This window comes from Roseateles sp. UC29_93 (assembly GCF_042695725.1).
In the GTDB taxonomy this organism is placed as follows: Bacteria; Pseudomonadota; Gammaproteobacteria; order Burkholderiales; family Burkholderiaceae_C; genus Roseateles; species Roseateles noduli_A.
Genome location: NZ_CP170545.1, coordinates 6,621,776 through 6,644,246, shown reverse-complemented (window position 1 = coordinate 6,644,246; position 22,471 = coordinate 6,621,776). Strand labels below are relative to the sequence as shown.

Genomic DNA, 22,471 nt, shown 5'->3' with positions numbered 1-22,471 from the left:
CCCCGCCAAACCCCTCGATCAGCCATGGTCGAGGGGTTTTGCCTTTTCCGGAAGCAGTATCCCGCTTCAGCCGTTCGGAGCCGAGACTGTTCGAATCGGCGTCGAGTTTGAGGGGCTGATTGCAGGAACATGGCGGAAGTGGATGGGAACCCGCCCCTTTTGTGGGACTGATTTTTGATCGACCTCAGAATAGACTGACTCCCTCGTTCGAGCATGACGGGGAGCGTATGCAGCGTTTCTGGAAAAAAGCGAAATTTGTTTCACTGCCAGCATGGGCGGCAATTGGCTTGCTGTTGGGGAATCTAGAGGGGCATGCGGCGGAAATCGCGTCAGTCTCGCCTCAGGGTGAGGTGGCGCAGGTCCAGAACGTCGTCGTGCGATTCAAAGCCCCGACATCGAGGTTGGGCGATTTGCGGTTACCCGATCCCGTCACGGTCCGCTGTGGAGATTCGACACCGCAGGGGAGCGGACGCTGGATCAACGATCGGGAGTGGGCCTTCGACTTCTCCCGTCCATTGCCTGCCGGATCGAAGTGCCTGGTGGCAGCGAAGGACGACTTCCGCCCCACAGCGCCTGGCGCGCCTACCGGATGGAGCGGAGCGCGCGAATTCTCGTTTCAGTTGGGAGCGCCCGCCATACGGCGAGTCAGTCCTTGGGAGGGCAGCAGGATCGAGGAAGACCAACGATTCCTCCTGCAACTTTCCGGTGACGCCAAATCCGAGACGATTGCGCCACACATGTGGTGCGAATCGAAGGCACTTGGCGAGCGCATTCCGGTCGAGCTTCGCAGCGCGTCTGAACGAGACGAGCTACTCCGTTCCCTCAAGATGGGCGACGTCAAGCGTCAGAGCTGGATCCTGGTGGCTTGCACGCGTCCCTTGCCGGCCGGCGCAGAGGCAACCTTGGTGTGGGGGGCAGGCATCGCGGCCGCCGCCAACGATTCCGTGAGGACGCGTGCCGACCGACGAATCCGCTTCTCAGTCCGAGGGCCGCTGACTGCGGAGCTTTCGTGCGAGCGTGAGCGCGCGAATGCGCCATGCCTGTCGATCCGTCCGATCACGGTGAGTTTCTCGGAGCCGATTGCGCGAGACCTTGCGCTGAAGGTTCGCCTCAAGGGAGCGAATGGTGTAAGCGTGGCGCCTTTGGCGCCGGTCGATCAGGAGCAGCAATCGGCCCATTGGTTGTCGACAGTGCGGTTCCCTGCGCCGTTGGCGGAGCAGCAGGAATATCTGCTCGAGCTTCCCAGCGGGATCAAGGATGAGAGCGGCCGGCCTCTTTCAAACGCTGCCAGTTTTCCGATGAAAGTCCGAACGTCGGAGGCGCCGCCTCTGGCGAAGTTCGCCGCGGCGCCCTTCGGGATCGTCGAATGGGAAGCGGCCGGACCTAGTCTGGTCCCTCTGAGCTTGCGGCACGTGCAGACCGACTTGCAGCCGCGCGCCAGTGGGCACTTGCGAATCAAAAGATTGACTGACGATGTTGAGATCCTGCGCTGGTACGGGCGCCTGTTCCGACAGAACGAGTGGGAGGACCGCAAGGCTGAGTGGTTGAAAGATGTCTCGGACCTGCAGTCGATGACAGTGCCCCCGCCGAATCCGGACAAGGTCATTGATGTGATCGGCATTCCGCTGTCGCAGCCTGGCTATCACGTGCTCGAGCTGAAGTCGCCGCGCCTGGGCCAATCGCTCCTTGATCCGATCCAGCCCATGTTCGTGCGGACGGGGACGCTCGTCACCAATCTCGGCTTGCATTTCAAGCTCGGGAAGGATGACAGCTTGGTGTGGGTGACATCGCTCGACAAGGGGCGGCCAGTCGATGGGGCTCAGGTGTCGGTCTACGACTGCCGCGGCAAGGCCCTTTGGAGCGGCCGAACCGATGGGCAAGGCCTGGCGCGCATTGATCGGCCGAACCTGGACCGCGACAGCGGGGGCGGCGAGTGCATCGCCGAGGCGGGCCTGTTCATCACGGCGAGGCTCGCTCAGCCAGGGAAGGCTCTGGACCAGTCGTTCATGTTCAGCGGGTGGAGCCGTGGCATCGAGCCGTGGCGTTTCAATGTGCCGATTGCATGGGGATCAGAGCGCTCAGCGCGCGCCCATACCGTCACCGACCGCCCGCTGTTGCGCGCCGGCGAGACGCTGTCGATGAAGCATTTCTTCCGCCTGGAAACCGTGCAGGGGCTGACGGATGCGACACCAGACCAGTTGCCTGACAAGCTGCGTGTCGTGTTTGAAGGCACCGGGGAGGACATCGCGACACTGGACCTGCGATGGCAAGGGGCTCGCTACGCGCTGAGCTCATGGAAGGTACCGCCGGAGGCCAAGCTTGGCCGATATCGCTTCGTGATGGAGCGAGGGGACGCGCGCGGTGGGCGTCGTACCTGGGACAGTGGCAGCGTACGCGTTGAGGAATTCCGCGTGCCGCTCGTCGATGCGCGCCTCATCCCGCCGAAAACACCAGCGACAGGTGCGAAAGAGCAGGCCTGGACGGCCCAACTGAACTACATGGCCGGTGGCCCGATGGCGAAGTCGCCGGTGGAAGTCAGTGCCATGCTGCTGCCCCGCTGGACCAACTTCCCCGGGCTCGATGATTACGCCTTCGAGCCACCGTCGCCGGAGGGGCCTCAGGATTCCGGGTCTGCGGGCGACATGGACGAGGGCGGCGGCGAATCCAGTGGCGGCACGCCAGGGGCGAGCCGACTCGTTCTGGACAAGCTCGCACTGCAGACGGACGCGAAAGGCGGCGCGTCGTTCAAGGTGCCGCTGAAGGGAAACATCGACCGTCCCGCCGAACTGCGTGTTGAGCTGAACTACCGCGACCCCGATGGTCAGACGCACACGCGCTCCGCGTCCCAGGTCGTCTGGCCCGCCGATGTGATCGTCGGTCTGCGCGCCGCGACCTGGGTGGCCAACGGCCAGGCGTTGTCGGTCCAGGCGGTGGCGCTGGACACCAATGGCAAGCCGATGGCCAATCGGAAGATCACGCTCAGTGCACGCCAGATCCAGACGCTCAGCACGCGCAAGCGACTGGTGGGCGGCTTCTATGCCTATGAGCATCAACGGAACCTGAAGGACTTGGGCGAGCTCTGCAGCGGCAAGACCGATGCGCTCGGGCTCATGCACTGCGAAGTCAAGCTGAGTCAAGGCGGGCAGATCGAATTGATCGGGTCCTCCAATGACGATGGCGGCCGCACCGCACGTGCCGCCCGATCCCTGTGGGTGACGAAGGCCGGAGAACTCTGGTTCGCGCAGGACAACGACGATCGTATCGATGTGATCCCGGAACGGCGGCGCTATGAGCCCGGCGAAACGGCCCGGTTCCAAGTGCGCATGCCCTATCGCGACGCCACTGCGCTGATCACCGTCGAGCGGGAAGGCGTGTTGTACAGCGAGGTCCGCCGTCTATCGGGGCGCGACCCCTGGTTGGAATTGAAGATCGACAGCAACTGGACGCCAAACGCTTTTGTCAGCGTGATGGTGTTGCGCGGCCGATTGCGCGAAGTGCCGTGGTATTCGTTCTTCTCGTGGGGCTGGCGCGAGCCGGTGAACTGGTGGCGGGAGTGGCGCGCCTCGGGCGACTATCAGGCCCCCACCGCCATGGTCGACCTGTCCAAGCCGTCGTTCAAGCTGGGCATGGCACCGATCGAGATCGGCCAGGCCAAGCACCGGTTGCAGGTTGAGGTCGTACCGCAGCAGGCGCAGTACGGCGTGCGGCAGAGCGCGCAGGTGAAGCTGCGCGTGACCCAGGATGGCAAGCCGGTTCCTGACGCCCAGATCGCGTTCGCGGCGGTGGACGAGGGGCTGCTGGCCCTTGCGCCCAACCCGAGCTGGAAGCTGCTGGACGGCATGATCCAGACGCGCCCCTGGGGCGTGACGACGGCCACCGGCCACAGCGAGATCATTGGCCGGCGGCATTACGGTCGCAAGGCCGTGGCCGCCGGGGGCGGGGGCGGGTTCGCGACGCGCGAGCTGTTCGACACGCTGCTGACCTGGCAGCCGCTGGTTACCGTCGATGCACGGGGCGAGGCGCTCGTGCGCGTGCCGCTGAACGATTCGCTCACGCGCTTCCGGCTGGTGGCCGTTGCCGATGCGCCAGGACAACGGTTCGGTACTGGCGAGGGCAGCATCAACGTGAGTCAGGATCTGCAGCTGCTCTCCGGTCTGCCGCCGCTGGTGCGCGAAGGCGACCGGGTCCAGGCCATGCTCACGCTTCGCAACGCCACGACTCGTGCGATGGACCTCAAGGTGACGCTGACGGGCAAGGCGAGCGGCGAGAGCGGCGACCAGGCGGTGCCCGCCGAGGCGCGAACCGTCAAGCTGGCCGCGGGTCAAGCCCAGGAGCTGACCTGGGACGTGGTCATCCCCGAAGGCGCCCAGCGCATCGTCTGGGAGGCGCAGGCCCAGGAGCAGGGCGGTGGCGCGAAGGACGCCATGCGGACCACGCAGGCTGTCCAGCCTGCGGTGCCTGTACGGGTGCTGCAGGCGACGCTGCGTCAACTCGACGCGCCCATCAGCATCCCGGTCGGCGCGCCCGCCGACGCGCTCCCTGCGCAAGGCATCAAGCGGGGCGGGCTCCAGATCGGCTTGCAACCGAAGCTGTCGACGGCGCTGCCGGGCATCCGTCGCTATTTCGAGCAATACCCGTATACCTGCCTCGAGCAGCAGAGTTCGAAGTTCATCGCGCTGCAGGACAGCGCCGCATGGGATGGGCTGATGGGGCAGCTGGCGACCTACCAGGACGCCGATGGACTCTTTGCCTACTTCCCGCTTTCGAAGCATCTGACGCAGGGGAGCGACGTCCTGACGGCCCATCTGCTGTCGGTGGCGCAAGAGGCCGGCCGCCCCTTGCCTGCGTCGCAACTGGGCAAGGCGCTCGATGGCTTGGCTGCATTCGTCGAAGGACGACTGGAGCGCCGCCACTGGGCCCCGCGCCCGGACGATGAACCGCGGCGCATTGCGGCGCTGGCCGCCTTGGCACGGTATGGGAAAGCGACGCCTCGACAGTTGGGCACCGTGGAGGGCCGCAACCTGACGACCTGGCCGACCGGCACCGTCGTGGATTGGCTGGTGCTGCACCAGCGGATGACCGATGCGCCCGACCGCGCCAATCAGATCGCCGCGGCGCAGAACCAGTTGCGCAGTCGACTGAGCTTCGCGGGGACGACGCTGCGTTTCGTCAACGAAGAGTCCGACGCCTGGTGGTGGCTGATGGGCAGCGGCGATGCGACGGCGGCGCGCGCGATCCTGGCGCTGGTGGACGACCCCGGCTGGAAGGAGGACCTGCCCCGAATGGTCGTCGGCGCGCTGGCGCGTCAGGAGCGGGGCGCCTGGTTCAACACGACGGCGAACCTGTGGGGCGCGTTGGCGCTCGAGAAGTTCTCGGCGCGTTTCGAATCGCAGCCGGTCAAGGGGAAAACCGAGGCCAAGCTGGCGGCTTCGAGTGTCGCGCTCGACTGGACGACGAAGCCCGAGGGCGGCGAGTTGCGTCTGCCATGGCCCGCCTCCGGCAACGGCACGCTGACCGTGACGCAGACGGGCGACGGCCGGCCCTGGGCCACCGTGCAGGCCCTGTCCGCCGTCCCGTTGAAGGCGCCGCTCACGGCCGGTTATGCGATCAAGCGGACGATCACTGCCGTGTCGCAGAAGGCGGCGCCGCGATGGTCGCGCGGCGACGTGATGCGTGTGCGGCTGGAGGTCGACGCGGCCGCCGACATGTCCTGGGTGGTGCTCAGCGACCCGATGCCGACAGGCGCGGCCGTGGTCGAGGGCACGATCGATACGCAGGGCGAGCGTGCCGAGGGTCAGGCGTGGCCCAGCTTCATCGAACGCAGCTTCACGGCGTGGCGCGCCTACTTCGATTACCTGCCGCGCGGCAGGCATGTCCTCGAGTACACGATCCGCCTGAACAATGCCGGACGCTTCCAGATGCCGACGACGCGCGCCGAGGCGATGTATTCGCCCGACCGTTTCGGCGAGGTCCCGAATGCGACCCTGGAGGTCCAGCCTTGAAGACGCCCGCGGCCGGGCGCTTGCGCGGACTGGCGCGGTGGAGGCGCGCGCTGGCCGTGACGCTCCTTGGCGTCGTCGCCGCCGTCGCAGCGCAGGCCGCGGATCTGCCCTCGTTCGCGCAGACGCGCGCCGCGCATCCCTTGTCGGATTTCCAACTGCTGGACCGTCGAGGCGAGCTGCTGCAGACCTTGCGCGTCGACCCCAGCCGGCGTGTGCTCGCCTGGGTGCCGCTGGACCAGATGTCGCCCTCGCTGCTGCGAGCGATGCTGGTCTCCGAGGACCAGCACTTCTACGAGCACAGCGGCGTCGACTGGTCGGCCGTCGCCGCCAGCGCCTGGGCCAATCTGTGGAACACCCGCACGCGCGGTGCATCGACGGTGACGATGCAGCTCGCGGGCCTCCTCGATCAGGATCTGGCCCGGCGCGGCGGACGCAGCGTGACGCAGAAGCTCGGGCAGGCGTGGGTGGCCGCACGACTGGAGAAGCGGTGGACCAAGGCGCAGATCCTCGAGGCCTACCTGAACCGCGTGCCTCTTCGTGGCGAGCTGGTCGGCGTGCCCGCAGCGGCCCAGGCGCTCTTCGGCAAGCGCCCCAGCGGGCTCGACGCGCGCGAATCCGCATTGCTCGCGGCGATGCTGCGCGGACCGAACGCCGCGAGCGAGACCCTCGCGACGCGCGCCTGCGGCGTGCTGCGCGCGATGGGGCAGGGCTGTGACGGTCTCGTCGACGAGGTCGGCGCCGTGCTGCGGCGCAAGGCGCTGTCAGTCGCGGATGCGCCGCAGTGGGCGCCGCATTACGCGCGCCTCGCACTGCGAGCGGACGGGCCGCCGACCCAACGCAGCACGCTCGATGCGACCTGGCAACGCGTGGCGGTGCTGTCGCTGCGGCGGCACCTGGCGGAGCTGTCCGGCCGGCAGGTCGAGGACGGGGCGGTGCTCGTGCTGGACAACGCCAGCGGCGAGATCCGCGTCTGGGTCGGATCGAGTGGCAGCCAATTGTCGGATGCGGCCCAGGTGGATCATGTGCTTGCTCGCCGGCAGCCGGGATCGACGCTGAAGCCCTTCCTCTATGAATTGGCGATCGAGCGTCGCCTGATCACCGCGGCCAGCCTGCTGGACGACTCGCCGGCGCAGATCGCGACGGGGGCAGGGATGTACTTGCCTCAGAACTACGACAAGCAGTACCGCGGCTGGATCAGCGCCCGGGCCTCGCTCGGCAACAGCCTGAATGTGCCGGCGGTGCGGCTGGCGCTGATGCTGACGCCGGAGGCGGTCTTCGAGCGGCTCAACGCGCTGGGCCTGCAACTGCCGGAAACGGGCGGCTTCTATGGCCCCTCGCTGGCACTGGGCAGCGCCGACGTGACGTTGCTGGCCCTCACGAACGCGTACCGTGCGCTGGCCAATGGGGGGCGATATGCCGAAGTGAGCGCGCCTCGGAGCGATGCGCGCCAGCAGGCCGGAACGCTGCCGGTCGAATCGCGTCGGGTCGCGGATCCCAAGGCCAGCTTCATCGTCGGCGACATCCTGGCCGACAACAACGCCCGCGCGCTGACCTTCGGACTGTCCAGCGCGCTGGCTTTGCCTTTCCCGGCCTCGGTGAAGACCGGCACGAGCAAGGACATGCGCGACAACTGGTGCATCGGATGGACCAGCCGGTTCACGGTGGGCGTCTGGGTCGGCAACTCGAGCGGCGAAGCGATGCACCAGGTGTCTGGCGTGAGCGGTGCGGCGCCCGTGTGGCGCGAGATCATGCTGGCGCTTCATGCCGGCGGTGTGCCGCCGGCGATCAGGCCGCCGGCCGGTGTCGTGCCGCGGGACACGCGCTTCGAGGGCAGCCAGGAGCCTGTGCGGCGCGAGTGGTTCGTCGCGGGCACCGAGCAGGCGGTCATCCAGTCGGCGGGCACCTCCGTGGCGCTCAGCAATCCGATCGACGGCGCGATCTACGCGTTGGATCCGGACATCCCGCCGGAGGCGCAGCGGCTGCGATTCACGCACGAAGGTCGACTCGAACGTGGCGCCCTCGCGGCATGGCGGCTGGATGGCCGCGTCATCGGGCGCGGTGCGATCTGGGACTGGCTGCCGATGCCGGGACGGCATGAACTGGCGCTGCTCGATGCAGGTGGGCGGGTGCTGCAGGAGGTGCGCTTCGAGGTGCGCGGAGCCGGCCTGAAACAGGCGCTCCTGCCCAAGGGCGACTCTCGTCCCCCCATTCCGCAAGTCAACCGCTCCAAGGCGCAGTTCGTCGCCGCCCCCTGGCGGCCAGGGGGCTGACTTTCGATACTCCTCTCATCGTCGCTAAGATGCAGATTCGCGCGGGGAGACCATGCAAAGCCGACAACAACAAGCGCTGACCGCCTATCGGCCCCTTTGGAGGGTGCTGGGCGTCGCCGTGCTCGGCGCTGCGCTGTGGGTGCCGGCCGCGCCTGCCCAGGCCAGCGAGGTCGTCAAGCTGGCCCGGCTGCTGATCACGGGCAAGCGCCAGCCGAGTCGCCCGCCCGCGCCGCAACCGGCGGCGCCGGAACGCGGCACCGATGCCACCAGCCAGCCCCAGAGCCGTGCATCCGACGGCGAACTCCATGCCCAGACACAGCGCCGCACCTCGGAAGGTGCCGCGGTGTCGATGGACTGACGCACCAGCCTGTCGCATCGCCGGGGTTTTTCTCCAACTCGCGGCATTGCCGCACCAGCGCGGCACTTCATCTCTGATCGCCGTGCGATCAACGAAGTTACTCTCGGAAACCGTGCGTTTCTCCCCCTGACAACGTCGTCAACGCGCGCCACACTGCCGCGCGTCGCCTCACGAGGGCGTGGTCGTTGGGAGGAAATGAGATGACGCAGGGATCCAACAAGGTCTATCGGAAAGGCCTGCCGTTCAGCGCCGAAGTGGCGCCGTTGCTGGCCGCCATGCCGCTGCTGGAGGAATACCGCGAGCCGCTGCTGCGCTTGCAGGGCGCCTGGGACAGCCTGGCGCTGCTGGGCCAGATGAGCGGCGCGGCCACCGACATGGCCGACACCCGCACCGCCTTCGAGGCGCTGACGGGACGGCTGCTGGACAGCCTGGCCCGCCGGCAGTTGCGACATGCGGTCGGGCACTTGCAAGGGCGTTCGCAGGTCGCGATCGACATCCTGGTGCGCAACCTCTTCGAACGGACCGCCGACGTCGGTTTCCTCGCCAGCGACGGCCCGTTGCGTGCGCTGCTCCAGGCGGATGCGGCCGGAGATGTCGATGCCGGCGAGGTCGAGGCGCTGCGTCGCCGCTTTGCCGCCTATGTCGCCAAGTACTCCGTCTACGACCAGGTCGCGCTGCTGGCCGCCGACGGGCGTCGTCTGGCGGCATTGGATGAATCGAGGTGTGCTCCCGTCGTCGATGACGCGCGGCTGCAGGGCGCCTTCGAGCCCGGCCGCGCCTTCGTCGAAGTGCACGGCCCGACCGGGCTGCTCGGCGGCCGCAGCGGCCTGATCTACGCAGCGGCGGTGAGTGGCCATGACGGCGCCGACTCCGGCGGCGCGCGCGGTCTGCTGTGCCTGTCCTTCAAGCTCGAGGACGAGATGCTCGGCCTCTTCCGCGCGCTGTGCTCGGGCGTGCCACGCTCGGTGCTGGTGCTCAAGGATGCGCAAGGGCGCGTGCTGCTGACCTCGGACCCCTGGCAGATCCCGCTCGGCGCGCCGCTGGCCGACGCTGGCGAAGCGCAAGGCTGGCGACTCGATTTCGCCGGTCGGGACTACCTGGCCTGCGACAGCACGGCCAGCGGTTATGAAGGCTACTTCGGACCCGGCTGGCGGGCGCAGATGCTGCAGCCGCTGCAGCACGCCTTCGCGGATGCGCCCGCCGAGCGCCAGGCCGGCCGCGCGCGCGACCTCGACACGCGCGAACTGTTCGACGAGGAGCTGCGCAGCATCCCCGTCGAAGCGCGCCGCATCCAGCGCGAGCTGTCGCGCTCGCTGTGGAACGGCAAGCTCAAGAGCCGCGCCCATGCGCAGCCCGGCGCCCGCGCCGGCGAGGGCGCCGTGGCCGGCCAGGCTGGCGGGAACGCCTTCGCCGTGACCCTGCTCAACGAGGTCGAACGCACGGGAGACCAACTGCGCCAGGTGTTCGAACGCGCGATCGCGCAGCTCGAGGACGGCGCGCTGGACGCCGTCTTCGACGGTGCCGGCTTCCAGGCGGAACTGGCGATCTCCATCGTCAACCGCAACCTCTATGAACGCGCCAACGACTGCCGCTGGTGGGCGCTCGACGCGCGACTGCAACGTGCGCTCGCCGACGGCGACGTCGCATCGGCCGGAGCGGTGCTCGCGAGCATCCACGCGCTCTACACCGTCTACTCGTTGCTGCTGGTCTTCGACAGCGCCGGACGTGTCGTCGCCGTGTCGGACCCGAGCCAGGCGCATCACGTCGGGCGTTCCCTGCAAGGGGACTGGGTATCCGGTGCGCTCGGCTTGCGCGATGCCGGGCAGTATGTGGTGTCGTCGCATGCGCCTTCCGGCCTTTACGGCGACGACGGCCATGCGCCTTGTCTTGTCTACGCGGCCGGCGTGCCGCATCCGGATGGCGCGGCCATGGTGGGCGGCATCGCGATCGTGTTCGACGGCGCGCCGCAGTTCCGCGCGATGCTGCGTGCGGCCCTGCCTGACCAGGCCGGTGCGGCGGCGCTGCTGGTGACGCGCGCGGGCGAGGTCGTGGCGAGCAGCGATGCGCGCTGGTCGCCGGGCGATCGACTGCCGATGGCGCTGCCCGCGCTCTCCACGTTGCCGTCGGATCAGCATGTGACCGGCGAGCTGGACCTCGATGGCTGTGTCCATGCCTATGGCCTGGCGATGTCGGGCGGCTACCGGGAGTACCGTCGCCTCACGCCGCCTGACGCGAACGATCTTGCCGCGCTGGTGATGCTGCCGCTGGGCGGGCGTCTGGCGGCCGGCGAGTCGACCGGCGCAGGCGCGATGCCCGTGGCGTTCAAGCCGATGCCGCCAGCCGGCGCGAAGACGCTGGACGTGGCGAGCTTCCTCGTCGACCACCAGTGGCTGGGACTTCCCGCGGTGCAGGTGGTCGCGGCGCTGGAGCGCCAGCGCATCACCGCCTGGCCCACGGCCCCCGCGGCCGTGCGCGGCATGCTGAGCTTCGAGGGCCGCATGTTGCCCGTGCTGGATCTCGGTCAGTTGCTGTTCCACCGCCCCCTGCGGCGACGAAGCCGCGCTGATGGTGTGCCAGACCGGCGCCGGACAACGCCTGGTGCTGGCGGTCCAGCAGCTGGGGCAGGTCTTTGTCGCGGGCGCGGAGCAGCTGCAACCCAGCCCGACGCGACCGGGCTGGGCCGCGCAGGCGCAGGTGCACCTGCTCAAGGGCCACGGGCCGCAGATGCTCACCCTGCTGGACGGCGACGACCTGTGGCGCCTGGTCAACGGCGTGGTCGAGGCGCAGGTGCCCGCGCTGGCTGCCGATTGACCGCCGCGGACGGGCTGGGCCCGTCGCGCTCCCGGCTCAGGCCGCGGTCCGCTCGATCACGGGCGGCCGCGGATGCAGCCGTGCCATCGTGAAGGCATCGACGTAACGTCCGTCGCGCAACGCGTAGCCGCGCAGGCGGCCCTCGTGCTCGAAGCCGAAACGTTCATAGAGCCTGATCGCGCGCGTGTTGTCGGCGAATACGGTGAGCTCGATCCGCAGCACGCCGAGCCAGTCGTCCGCCTGCCGCATGAGCGCGTCCATCAGGGCCGCGCCGACACCGCGCCCCTGCGCGTCCGGATGCACGCCGATGCCCAGCATCATCGCGTGCCGGCGCCGCGCCTGCGGTCCGACCGGATGCAGTCCGGCGGACCCCAGCAATCGTTCGCCGTCGAATGCGAGCAGCTGCAACTCGCCGCTGTTGGTGTCGGGCACTTTCGAGAAGCGTTCGTGCCAGAGCAGCTCGGAGGTGTAAGGCACCTGCAGCAGCGACGGTTGCACGCCCGGGTGTCCTACCAGCTCGGCGTGCGCGCGGGCGTCCTCGGGGCGAGGGCGGCGCAGCGTGAGACCTTCGGCGATGCGCACGGCGCGGCGGCCAGCGTCGCGATCGTCAGTGGAGCGGGTCGGATTCGTCGGGGTCTGCATCGGGGTTCTCCTGGTGGGATGGAAGGACCGAGGGGGCGGAAATGAACAAGGCCCGCGGGTTGCGCGGGCCTTGTCAGGGGGAGTCCGGTGGATCGCTTCAGGACCGTGGGGTCCGGGATCCTGGGGGCGTCTGCCGCGTTCGACGCCGTCCCTGGCCGCGTGCGCACAGGTGCGCCTGCAGCGGATGCAGGCAGCACATCTGGACGAGGCGGGTGGTGCGGAGCGCGAAGGTCATGCGAAACAGTATCTTGGCGACGCGACGGACGCGTCAAGCGCGCTCTTCTTGAGACCAGTGGCAAGGGCGCGACAATGTGCGTTTCCCCATTTCGTCGCGGCCGGCGCCGCGCGTCGCCTTCATGCCTCGACTGAGTTCCGTCGCTGCCGCTCCTGCCCCGGCCTCCGCCGCCGACACGGCCTCGCGCCCGAAGGGCGAGCCGCAACCGGCTGAGCGCTTCGCGCTGGCCGTGGACAAGAGTCCGATCGACGGGCTCGGGGTCTTCGCCGCCGAGTCCATCCCTGCGCGCCGCAAGATCGGCGAGATGCGCGGCGAGATCGTCCCGGTGCGCGAGGCCCGACGGCGCATCGAGGGGCGGCGTCGGATCCACGTGGTCGAGGTGACCGACAAGACCGCCATCGATGCGACGAAGTCCGATTGCGCGCTGCGCCACGTGAATCACAGCTGCGCGCCGAATGCCGTGTTGCGCATCCGGCAAGGACGCGCCGAGTTCTATGCGATCCGCGACATCGACCCGGGCGAGGAGATCTGCGCCGACTATGGCGAGAGCCATCACGAAGGCCGACTGCGTTGCCGCTGCGGTGCGCCGAACTGCAAGGGCCGGCTTTGAGGCGAGCGGCGTTGAGCGCTGCCTCGTCGCCGGCGCCATGAAAAACGCCGGCGCAAGGCCGGCGTTTGTGCGAGGCGGCCCGAGTCCGCCTTCGATGCGTGGGCCCGTCTGATCCCGCGCGATCAGTGCGTCGTGTCCGGATCCGAGGTCAGTCCGGAGATCGCTTCCTTCATCACGCGCTGCTGCATCCAGAACAGGCGCAGGTCCTGCACGGTGAACAGCATGTCGTCGATCAGGGCGTTCTGGTCGATGCCTTCCGGCTCCTCGTAGGCCCGCTGGACGTACTCGGCGCGCGGCGTGGCGTCCTCGGCCAGCGTCACGGCCTCGATTGCTTCCAGCATCGCCTGCAGGTCGTCGGCGCCGTCGCCGGCGGGCAGCGACCATGCGTTCGTGTCCTCGACCGCCTGCAGGAATCCCTGCGCCCACATCGCGCCGGGCGCGGGCATGCGCTCGAGTAGTTCCGCGGTGATCGTGCCCTGCGCGACCAGCTCGGCCTTGGTCTCCTCGTCGAACTCGGAGATCAGCGGCGTCAGGTGCATCTGCTCTGGCGCTTCCAGCAGGGGCTGGGGTTCCAGGCTGTCGCCGATCTCGTTCCAGCGCACGTGCAAGGCTTCCATGAACGCGTCGGTCAGGTCCTGCTCGTCGAGACCGGCGGGCCAGTCCTCGCCGAACAGCGCGTCCATCGCCTGGATGGGCGCGGCGTCGGACGGTCCGACCCGCAAGGCGGTCAGGTAGCCGTCCATCGTGTCCAGCGTGATCGCCGGCGCATCCGGATCGGCCTGTCCGGCCAGCACGGCCAGCAGCTCGCCGAGGCGCTGCGCGTTCTCGACGTCGATCGAGTCGCCGAAGTCGTCGTCCATCGGGGTGTCAGTCATGGTTGCTCCAGTGGCTTGAAACGACAAGGGCCCGACCGGGGCCCTTGAAGAGGTTGTTCGTCGAAACTCCGGGGTGGGCGGTTCGATCGTCGCCCGTGTCCCGGAGTCTGTTCGAGGGGGGAGTCAGACGCGTTCGCCGACCCAGGCCTGCACGCTCGCCAGCGCGGCGGGCAGGGCCTTGGCGTCGGTGCCGCCGGCCATCGCCAGGTCCGGCTTGCCGCCGCCCTTGCCGCCGACCTGCTGCGCGACGAAGTTGACCAGCTCGCCGGCCTTGACCTTGCCGATGCTGTCCGCGGTGACGCCCGCGGCCAGCTGGACCTTGTCGCCGTCGACGGCGGCCAGCACGATCGCGGCGGTCTTGAGCTTGTCCTTGAGCTTGTCCATCGTCTCGCGCAGCGTCTTGGCGTCGGCGCCGACCAGCGTCGCCGCCAGCACCTTCAGTCCCTTGACGTCGACTGCCTGCGACAGCAGTTCGTCGCCCTGCGCGGAAGCCAGCTTGCTCTTGGCGGCGGCCAGTTCCTTCTCCAGCGCGCGGAGCTGCTCCAGCACCGCGTGGACACGCGGTTCCAGTTCGGCGGGCGCGGCCTTCAGCGTGCCGGCGACGGCCTGCACGGTCGTCTCCAGCGACTGCAGGTAGTGCAGCGCGTTGTCGCCGGTGACCGCCTCGACGCGACGGATGCCGGCCGCGACGCCGCTCTCGGCGACGATCTTGAACAGACCGATGTCGCCGGTGCGGCGCACGTGCGTGCCACCACAGAGTTCCTTCGACGAGCCGATGCTCAGCACGCGCACGGTCTCGCCGTACTTCTCGCCGAACAGCATCATCGCGCCGCTCTTCTGCGCGTCGTCCAGTGCCATGACGGCGGCCTGCGTGTCGGCGTTGGCCAGGATCTCGGCGTTGACGATGGCCTCGACCTTGCGGATGTCCTCGGCGGTCATCGGCGCGGTGTGAGCGAAGTCGAAGCGGGTGCGCTCGGCGTTGACCAGCGAGCCCTTCTGCTGGACGTGCGCGCCCAGCACCTCGCGCAGCGCCTTGTGCATCAGGTGGGTCGCGCTGTGGTTGCGGATGGTCTTCGCGCGGCGCTCGGCGTCGACCTTGGCGGCGAAGACGTCGCCGACCTTGACCGTGCCTTCGACGACCTGCGCGTGGTGGCCGAACACGTCGGCCTGGATCTTCAACGTGTCGTCGACGACCAGGCGGGTCGTGGCGTTGCGCAGTTCGCCGGCGTCACCGACCTGGCCGCCGCTTTCCGCATAGAACGGCGTGTGGTCGAGCACGACCACGACGTCGTCGCCGGCGTCGGCGCTCTGCACCGCGCTGCCGTCGACGTACAGCGCGACGACCTGGGCTTCGTCACGCGTCAGGTGGTCGTAGCCGTGGAAGGTGGTCGCGGCGCCGGTGTACGCCAGGCCCTGCGCCATCTTGAACTTGCCGGCCTGACGGCCCCGGTCCTTCTGCTCTTCCAGCAGGCGGTTGAAGCCGGGCTCGTCGACGGTCACGCCGCGTTCGCGGCAGACGTCGGCGGTCAGGTCCACCGGGAAGCCGTAGGTGTCGTGCAGCTTGAAGGCGGTGTCGCCGTCGATCTGCGTCGCGCCGCCGGCCAGGGCCGATTCCAGCAGCTCCATGCCGGTCGCGATCGTCTTGAAGAAGCGCTCCTCTTCCTGCTTCAGCACCTCGGTCACGCGCGCTTCATCGCGGCGCAACTCGGGATAGGCCTCGCCCATCTCCTTGGCCAGCGCGGCCACGAGCTTGTGGAAGAACGGCGCGCGCGCGCCCAGCTTGTAGCCGTGGCGGATCGCGCGGCGGGCGATGCGGCGCAGCACGTAGCCGCGGCCGGCGTTGCCCGGGATGACGCCGTCGACGACGGTGAACGAGCAGGCGCGGATGTGATCGGCGATGACCTTCAGCGACGGGGATTCCTTGTCGCAGTCACCGGTGCCAGGCGTTGCGGCGTCCACGCTCTGCTTGGCCGCGGCCAGCAGGTTCACGAACAGGTCGATCTCGTAGTTGGAGTGCACGTGCTGCAGCACGGCCGCCAGGCGTTCCAGGCCCATGCCGGTGTCGACGCTGGGCTTGGGCAGCTTGTGCATCACGCCGTCTTCAGTCCGGTTGAACTGCATGAAGACGTTGTTCCAGATCTCGATGTAGCGGTCGCCGTCTTCATTGGCGGAGCCCGGAGGGCCGCCCGCCACGTCCGGACCGTGGTCGTAGAAGATCTCGGTGCAGGGGCCGCAGGGGCCCGTGTCGCCCATCATCCAGAAGTTGTCGGACATGTAGCGGCCGCCCTTGTTGTCGCCGATGCGCACGATGCGCTCGGCGGGCACGCCGACCTGCTTGTTCCAGATCTCGTAGGCCTCGTCGTCCTCGGAGTACACCGTCACCCACAGCTTCTCCGCCGGCAGCTTGAAGTGCTGCGTCAGCAGTTCCCAGGCGTAGCCGATGGCGTCCTTCTTGAAGTAGTCGCCGAAGCTGAAGTTGCCCAGCATCTCGAAGAAGGTGTGGTGGCGCGCGGTGTAGCCGACGTTGTCCAGGTCGTTGTGCTTGCCGCCGGCGCGGATGCACTTCTGCGCCGTGGTCGCGCGCGAGTAGGCGCGCTTGTCGAAGCCCAGGAACACGTCCTTGAACTGGTTCATCCCCGCGTTGGTGAACAGCAGCGTCGGGTCGTCGCCGGGCACGACCGGGCTGGACGCGACGATCTGGTGGCCCTTGGACTCGAAGAACTTCAGGAAGGTGTGGCGGATCTCTGCGGCTTTCATGCCTGTCCTTTGCTTGATGGGCCTGGCGGGTCGGGTGTGGCGCAGACGACGCTGCGATGTGAATCCAGTTGTGTCTTCGCGGGTGCGCGGCTTGCCGGTTCCGATCCGGGCGCATGTCCGCCCGTGATCGACGCCGGGGCGGCGGGTGGCCGCCTGCAAGCGCCTGATTTCGCGAAGCTTTTGATTATAGGAGCGGGCCCTTCCGGCCCTCGCCGCAGTGTTGTGATGCGGAGTCAACCCGCGCCGCAGGCGCGGCTTACCGGCCGGGAAGCCGTACATGGGCGCACAGGAGGTGACGCGGCGTTGACATGGCGGCCCTGGTGGCGCCGCTAGGATGCCTGCCTTGCCCGGAGACGGGACGCGGAGATATGACATGGCGACGATGGACCCCAAGACCTCCCCGCTGGCGCAGCTGAAGGACCCGAGCCTGCTGAAGACCGACGCGCTGATCAACGGCGAGTGGGTGGGCGGCACGAGCCGCTTCGATGTGGAGGACCCGGCGACCGGCGCGCTGCTGACGCACGTGGCCAACCTGGGCGCGTCCGAGGCCGACGCGGCGGTGACGGCCGCGAACGCCGCCTGGCCGGCGTGGCGGGCGAAGACGGCCAAGGAGCGGGCCGCGATCCTGATGCGCTGGTACCACCTGCTGATCCAGCATGCGGACGACCTGGCGCGCATCCTGACGGCGGAGCAGGGCAAGCCGCTGGCCGAGGCGCGCGGCGAGATCGTCTACGGCGCGAGCTTCGTCGAATGGTTCGCGGAGGAATCCAAGCGCGTGCGCGGCGAGATCGTGCCGACGACCGACGCGACCAAGCGCTACATGGTCATCAAGCAGCCGGTGGGTGTGTGCGCGGCCATCACGCCGTGGAACTTCCCGCTGGCGATGATCACCCGCAAGGTGGCGCCGGCGCTGGCGGCCGGATGCCCGGTCGTGATCAAGCCGGCGGAGCAGACGCCGCTGACCGCGCTGGCCGCGGCGGAGCTGGCGCAGCGCGCCGGCATGCCGGCCGGCGTGTTGAACGTGATCACCGGCGACGGGGAGCACTCCATCGCCATCGGCAAGGTGCTGTGCGAGAGCGACGTGGTGCGGCACCTGTCGTTCACCGGCTCGACGGAGGTCGGCCGGATCCTGATGGCGCAATGCGCGCCGACGATCAAGAAGCTGTCGCTGGAGCTGGGCGGCAACGCGCCGTTCCTGGTCTTCGACGACGCCGACATCGACAGCGCCGTCGAGGGCGCGATTGCGAGCAAGTACCGCAACGCGGGCCAGACCTGCGTGTGCGCGAACCGGCTCTACGTGCAGGCGGGCGTGTACGACGCGTTCGTGGCGAAGCTGGCGGAGAAGGTCGGCGGGCTGAAGGTCGGCAACGGCTTCGAGGCCGGCGTGACGCAGGGGCCGCTGATCGAGGACGCGGCGATCGAGAAGGTCGAGCGCCACGTCGCCGACGCGGTGGAGAAGGGCGCGAAGGTGCTGGTCGGCGGGGCGCGGCTGCACGACCGCTTCTTCCAGCCGACGGTGCTGTCTGACGCGACGGCCGACATGCTGTGCGCGCGCGAGGAGACCTTCGGTCCGGTGGCGCCGGTGTTCCGCTTCGGCACGGAGGCCGAGGGCGTCGCCTTGGCCAACGCCACCGAGTTCGGCCTGGCGAGCTACTTCTACGCCCGCGACATCGGCCGCATCACGCGCGTGTCCGAAGGCCTGGAGTACGGCATGGTCGGCATCAACACCGGCTTGATCTCGACGGCGGAGGTGCCGTTCGGCGGCGTCAAGCAGTCGGGCCTGGGCCGCGAGGGCGGGCACCAGGGCATCGACGAGTACGTCGAGACGAAGTACCTGTGCGTGGGCGACGTGAACAAGTGAAGGTCGCATGGCGCGGTCCGGCGCGCATCGACGCGGGCACGACAGGGTGGGTCAGGCAGTGAGGTTCGCCATCTGGGCTGCGAGGTCGTCGAGGAAGCAGCTGATGCGCGAGGCCAGCGCGGTGTTGCGGTAATAGACCGCGTGCACCGGCTGGCGCGTGTCGACCGTGTGCGTCGCGAGGACCTGCACCAGCGTGCCGTCGGCGCGGTCCCGCGCGGTCATGAAATCGGACAGCGACACGAGGCCTTGGCCGGCGAGCGCCAGCTGGCGCAGCGTCTCGCCCGAGGACGCGCTCACCGCGGCCTTGATCGGATAGCCCTCGCCGCCGGACCAGCGCAGGGGCCAGGTGTTGAGGCTTTCCGGCGCGGTGAAACCGAGCAGCGAGTGGTTCGTGAGCGATTCGACCTGGGTCGGACGTCCGCGCGCGGCGAGGTAGGCGGGACTCGCGAGCACCCGCAGCCGGAAGCTGCCGAGCGGCCGCGCATGCAGCGAAGAATCGGCGAGCGTGCCGATGCGCAGCGCGACGTCGGTGCGCTGCTCCAGCAGGTCGATGATCTGGTCGCTGCTGTTGAGTTCGAGCTCGATCTGCGGATAGCGCTCGCGAAAGCCGCCGATCAACGGCACCAGCACATGGAGCATGAACGGCGAGGCCGCATTCACGCGCAGCCGCCCGGCGGGCTGGTCGCGGCGCAGCGCCAGTTGTTCCTCGGCGTCCTCGACCGCGGCCAGCACGTTGCGGGCGCGGGCGAGGAAGAACTGGCCCTCCTCGGTGAGTTCCAGACGTCTCGTGGACCGCCGCATCAGCGTCGTGCCCAGCTTCTGCTCGAGGCGGCTCAGCGAGCGGCTGACAGCGGAGACCGTCTGCCCCAGATGCTCCGCCGCCGCGCTGATCGATCCCGCATCGACGATGGCGGCGAGGACGGCGAGTTCATCGAGGGAGCTTTTCATCGACGGCGTGAGGGCGCGGGGAGGGCCGGATGATAGAGCCGGCCCCGCGCCAGACGGTCGCAAGGCGCGTGATGGCGCCGCGCCTGCGTCAGTGCGCCCTTGGCTGATTCAAGCAGGCATCCCTCGTTCGCTGGCAGAGGTGGTGGCCGAAGTAGCGCGCCAGGACGTCGTCGATCTTCGTGATCAAGGTGTCGTCGTCAGCGGCATACCGGAAGAGGGTCAGCGAGGATTGGAGCTTCTGCACGTCAATCGGATTCACCAGAATCGACAAGGCGTCGCGGCCCTTGTTCCTGTCATCCATCAACGCATCGAGGCAGCGCTCGTAGTTCCGTCTCAAGAGGGGCTCAGCCAGGTAGAGACGGGCATCGTCCATCGACCTGAGCGCGTAGGTCCTGGCCTCCTTGCTTTTGCCCAGGCCTTCGAGCTGAGGAAACGCGTACCACATGCAGTGCGTCTGCTTGCGGCCTGCCCGCAACTCGTTGACGAAGTTGTCGATCGTCCGACCGTGGGTCTTCAGGAAGCGTTCCGGGTTGAAAGGACCGGTCTGCCCAAGCGTGGCGTGCGAGCTTGCCGCCTTGGAAGTGCCGATATGAGCAGCCGGGAGTCGCTGCGCGTTGACGCGTTGGTTCCGATCAGGCTGCGCGTGTGGACGTGCCGTCGTGGCGTCGGCGACGGATGGCGAGGCCTTGGGCGCTCGGCGGTCCTCCGCGCCGAAGAATCGTTCAAGAATCTCCTTTGACTTGTCGAACAAGTCCGTTAAATCCACGCTCCTGTTGATGAATCTCATCGACGCCTCGACCTGCGTGGCACCGGCTTTGCCAAAGATGTCCTGCGCGGTGACGCCCGCCCTGTTGGCGAGCAGCGCATCCATGGCCAAGTTCAAGTTGCGGCGGAGTTCGGGACGGTACGCGTAGGTCCACATCTCATCCTCGCAGGTCATGCCTGCTCGATCCATCCGTTGCGTTTCGCCGGCGCGACGCATCCGCGGAAAGATGTAAGGCAAGGATTGAAGCTCCATCGAGCCTCTGCTGAGGTTTTGGACGATCCGGTCAAACCGCTTTGGATCGCGATCGAAGAATCGCTCGAGGTTGTACGGGTCCACGCTCGTCTGGCGGTAGTGCCAGTCTTGCCATCCGCGCAGGACCTTCATGGTCGGCTCATGGTTTGAGCCGAAGTGGTCCTTCAGAAAGCGTTCGATCTTCTTGTCGCCGGTCGCCTGGAACATGAGCGTCAGGCACGCCGCGAGCTTCGGGGCACGCTGCTTTCCGAGGTAGATGTCGGCGTTCATGCAGTACTGAGTCCTGAGGGCATGGTCAATCGTGTCGAGTCGGTCCATCATCTTCCTGCCAAGGACGGGGTGCTTGAAGAATGCTTCAGCCTCCGCCAATGAATTGATGCCGTAGTCATTGCAGAGCGCTGAGTTCCCAAGGCCTTTGACCTGGGGAAAGACGTACCACATCCAGTCGTGTTGCACCTGGCCTGAGTTGATGTCGACGTCGATCAGGTCACGCCCGCTGTCCCTCTGCTTCTGCGCATCGAGGAAGCGTTGCAGCTTGTAGGGGTCTGGTCCGTACGAATGGCTCTGTCCAGTGGTCGGGTGCTGAATCTGAGCGGATGAAGAGGGGATGCTCCGGAATGAAGCTGGAAATGAATGGGGCATGGCGGGCGCTCTTGCAGGAAGGAAGCTTCGCAGTGATGCGCCCGTGAAATTGGTTCGCCAGTTGAAGGGTGCGCCGCATCGGTTGGCTCACTGGAACTTGCCTTTTAATCAACAATGTTTTGAAGATTGACGGCTTTTTCTGCAAGTTGGAAAAGGGAACACTGGCGACCGTTCCCTCACTTTCCACGCTTTGCAGGAGCCCCTCATGCCGATCGCCTTATGGGCGCTGACCGTCAGCGCCTTTGCCATCGGGACCACGGAATTCGTCATCGTGGGCCTGATCCCGACCATGGCCGCCGACCTCGGCGTCAGCCTGCCGTCCGCGGGCCTGCTGGTCTCGCTGTACGCGCTGGGCGTCGCCATCGGCGCCCCCGTCCTCACCGCGCTCTCCGGCCGCTGGCCGCGCAAGCGGCTGCTGCTCGCGCTGATGCTGCTGTTCACCGCCGGCAACCTGCTCGCATGGCTCGCGCCGGGCTATGGCGCGCTCGTCGTCGCCCGCGTGCTGACCGGCCTGGCGCACGGGGTGTTCTTCTCGATCGGCTCGACCATCGCCACCAGCCTCGTCCCCCGCGAGAAGGCCGCCAGCGCCATCGCGACGATGTTCTCGGGGCTCACCGTCGCGCTGGTCACCGGCGTGCCGCTGGGCACCTTCGTCGGCCAGCACTTCGGCTGGCGCGCAACCTTCCTCGCCGTCGCGGCGCTCGGCCTCGTCGCCTTCTTCGCCAGCCTGGCCTTCGTCCCGCGCAAGCTCGCCCAGCCCGCGCCGGCCAGCCTGCTTCACCAGCTCGAGCCGCTGCGTCAGCCGCGCCTGCTGCTCGTCTACGCGATGACGGCGGTCGGCTACGGCGGTTCGTTCATCGCCTTCACCTACCTCGCCCCGATCCTCCAGCAGGTCAGCGGCATCTCCGCCAACGGCGTCAGTCTGGTGCTGCTTGTGTACGGCCTCTCGGTCGCGGTCGGCAATGTCTGGGGCGGCAAGCTCGCGGACAAGCGCGGACCGATCGGCGCGCTCAAGCTGATCTTCCTGGGGCTGGCCGCCGTGCTCTTCGTGCTGAGCCTCACCGCGCAGTCGCCGGTCTTCGCCGTGCTGACCGTGCTCGCCTGGGGCGCCTTCGCCTTCGGCAACGTGCCGGGTCTACAGCTCTACGTCGTCCAGCAGGCCGAAGCGCATGCGCCCCAGGCCGTCGACGTCGCCTCGGGCCTGAACATCGCCGCGTTCAACCTCGGCATCGCCGGCGGCGCCTGGGGCGGCGGTCTGATCGTCGAGCATCTGGGCCTGTTGCACACGCCCTGGATCGGCGCGATCGTCGTGCTCGGCGCCTTCGCGCTCACCGTGCTGGCAGGTCGCCTCGACCGCCGCTTCCCGCTGCCCGCGCGTGCCGCCGGCGCCGCGCCGATCGCCGTCGGCCATTGATCGCGCACGCTCGCTGCGCCTGTCCCGC

The 22,471-nt window shown here is 68.1% G+C and carries 12 protein-coding genes; 7 read left to right on the top strand and 5 right to left on the bottom strand.

What is annotated here, in order from left to right; translation table 11 throughout:
- Positions 1-227: 227 nt before the first annotated feature.
- The 4 genes from ACFJIX_RS30930 (at position 228) to ACFJIX_RS30915 (ending at position 11,533) form a co-directional block, all read left to right on the top strand.
- Positions 228-6,002, top strand: a complete 5,775-nt coding sequence (locus tag ACFJIX_RS30930; protein WP_377156820.1) for an alpha-2-macroglobulin — start codon at positions 228-230, stop codon at positions 6,000-6,002.
- A complete protein-coding gene (gene pbpC, locus ACFJIX_RS30925; RefSeq protein WP_377156818.1) occupies positions 5,999-8,272 on the top strand; it encodes a penicillin-binding protein 1C in 2,274 nt (757 codons plus the stop codon). Before ACFJIX_RS30930 ends, pbpC begins: the two co-directional genes overlap by 4 nt.
- A gap of 52 nt (positions 8,273-8,324) precedes the next feature.
- Complete coding sequence (locus tag ACFJIX_RS30920; RefSeq protein ID WP_377156816.1) at positions 8,325-8,630, top strand: hypothetical protein; 306 nt, start codon at positions 8,325-8,327, stop codon at positions 8,628-8,630.
- Between the two features lie 200 nt (positions 8,631-8,830).
- A complete protein-coding gene (locus ACFJIX_RS30915) occupies positions 8,831-11,533 on the top strand; it encodes a chemotaxis protein CheW (RefSeq protein WP_377156814.1) in 2,703 nt (900 codons plus the stop codon).
- Here the strand turns inward: ACFJIX_RS30915 and ACFJIX_RS30910 are convergent.
- Positions 11,478-12,083: a GNAT family N-acetyltransferase gene (locus ACFJIX_RS30910; protein ID WP_377156811.1), complete on the bottom strand. Its 606-nt coding sequence runs from the start codon at positions 12,081-12,083 to the stop codon at positions 11,478-11,480. The two genes, ACFJIX_RS30915 and ACFJIX_RS30910, sit on opposite strands and share 56 nt — an antisense overlap.
- A gap of 356 nt (positions 12,084-12,439) precedes the next feature.
- Between ACFJIX_RS30910 and ACFJIX_RS30905 the strand changes: the two genes are divergently transcribed.
- Positions 12,440-12,928 (top strand): SET domain-containing protein, encoded by a 489-nt coding sequence (locus ACFJIX_RS30905; RefSeq protein ID WP_377156809.1) that lies wholly within the window; start codon positions 12,440-12,442, stop codon positions 12,926-12,928.
- A gap of 122 nt (positions 12,929-13,050) precedes the next feature.
- Here ACFJIX_RS30905 and ACFJIX_RS30900 read toward each other — a convergent pair whose 3' ends face one another.
- Together ACFJIX_RS30900 and alaS are read right to left on the bottom strand one after the other, a co-directional pair.
- The gene (locus tag ACFJIX_RS30900) at positions 13,051-13,803 is read right to left on the bottom strand and encodes a UPF0149 family protein (RefSeq protein ID WP_377156807.1); all 753 of its coding nucleotides are present in this window, start codon (positions 13,801-13,803) and stop codon (positions 13,051-13,053) included.
- A 123-nt stretch (positions 13,804-13,926) separates the two neighbouring features.
- Positions 13,927-16,560, bottom strand: coding sequence for an alanine--tRNA ligase (gene alaS / locus ACFJIX_RS30895; RefSeq protein ID WP_377156805.1), 2,634 nt, complete (start codon positions 16,558-16,560; stop codon positions 13,927-13,929).
- Between the two features lie 382 nt (positions 16,561-16,942).
- Here alaS and ACFJIX_RS30890 point away from each other — a divergent pair, with 382 nt between their 5' ends.
- Entirely contained in the window at positions 16,943-18,421 is a 1,479-nt protein-coding gene (locus ACFJIX_RS30890) for an NAD-dependent succinate-semialdehyde dehydrogenase (protein ID WP_377162082.1), read from the top strand.
- A gap of 51 nt (positions 18,422-18,472) precedes the next feature.
- On the opposite strand, the gene ACFJIX_RS30885 is transcribed toward ACFJIX_RS30890, so the two are convergent.
- Entirely contained in the window at positions 18,473-19,369 is an 897-nt protein-coding gene (locus ACFJIX_RS30885; protein ID WP_377156804.1) for a LysR substrate-binding domain-containing protein, read from the bottom strand.
- A gap of 88 nt (positions 19,370-19,457) precedes the next feature.
- Positions 19,458-21,029, bottom strand: a complete 1,572-nt coding sequence (locus ACFJIX_RS30880; RefSeq protein WP_377156802.1) for a DUF1810 family protein — start codon at positions 21,027-21,029, stop codon at positions 19,458-19,460.
- Positions 21,030-21,234: 205 nt separating this feature from the next.
- Between ACFJIX_RS30880 and ACFJIX_RS30875 the strand changes: the two genes are divergently transcribed.
- Positions 21,235-22,443, top strand: a complete 1,209-nt coding sequence (locus ACFJIX_RS30875; protein WP_377156801.1) for an MFS transporter — start codon at positions 21,235-21,237, stop codon at positions 22,441-22,443.
- Positions 22,444-22,471 lie beyond the last annotated feature (28 nt).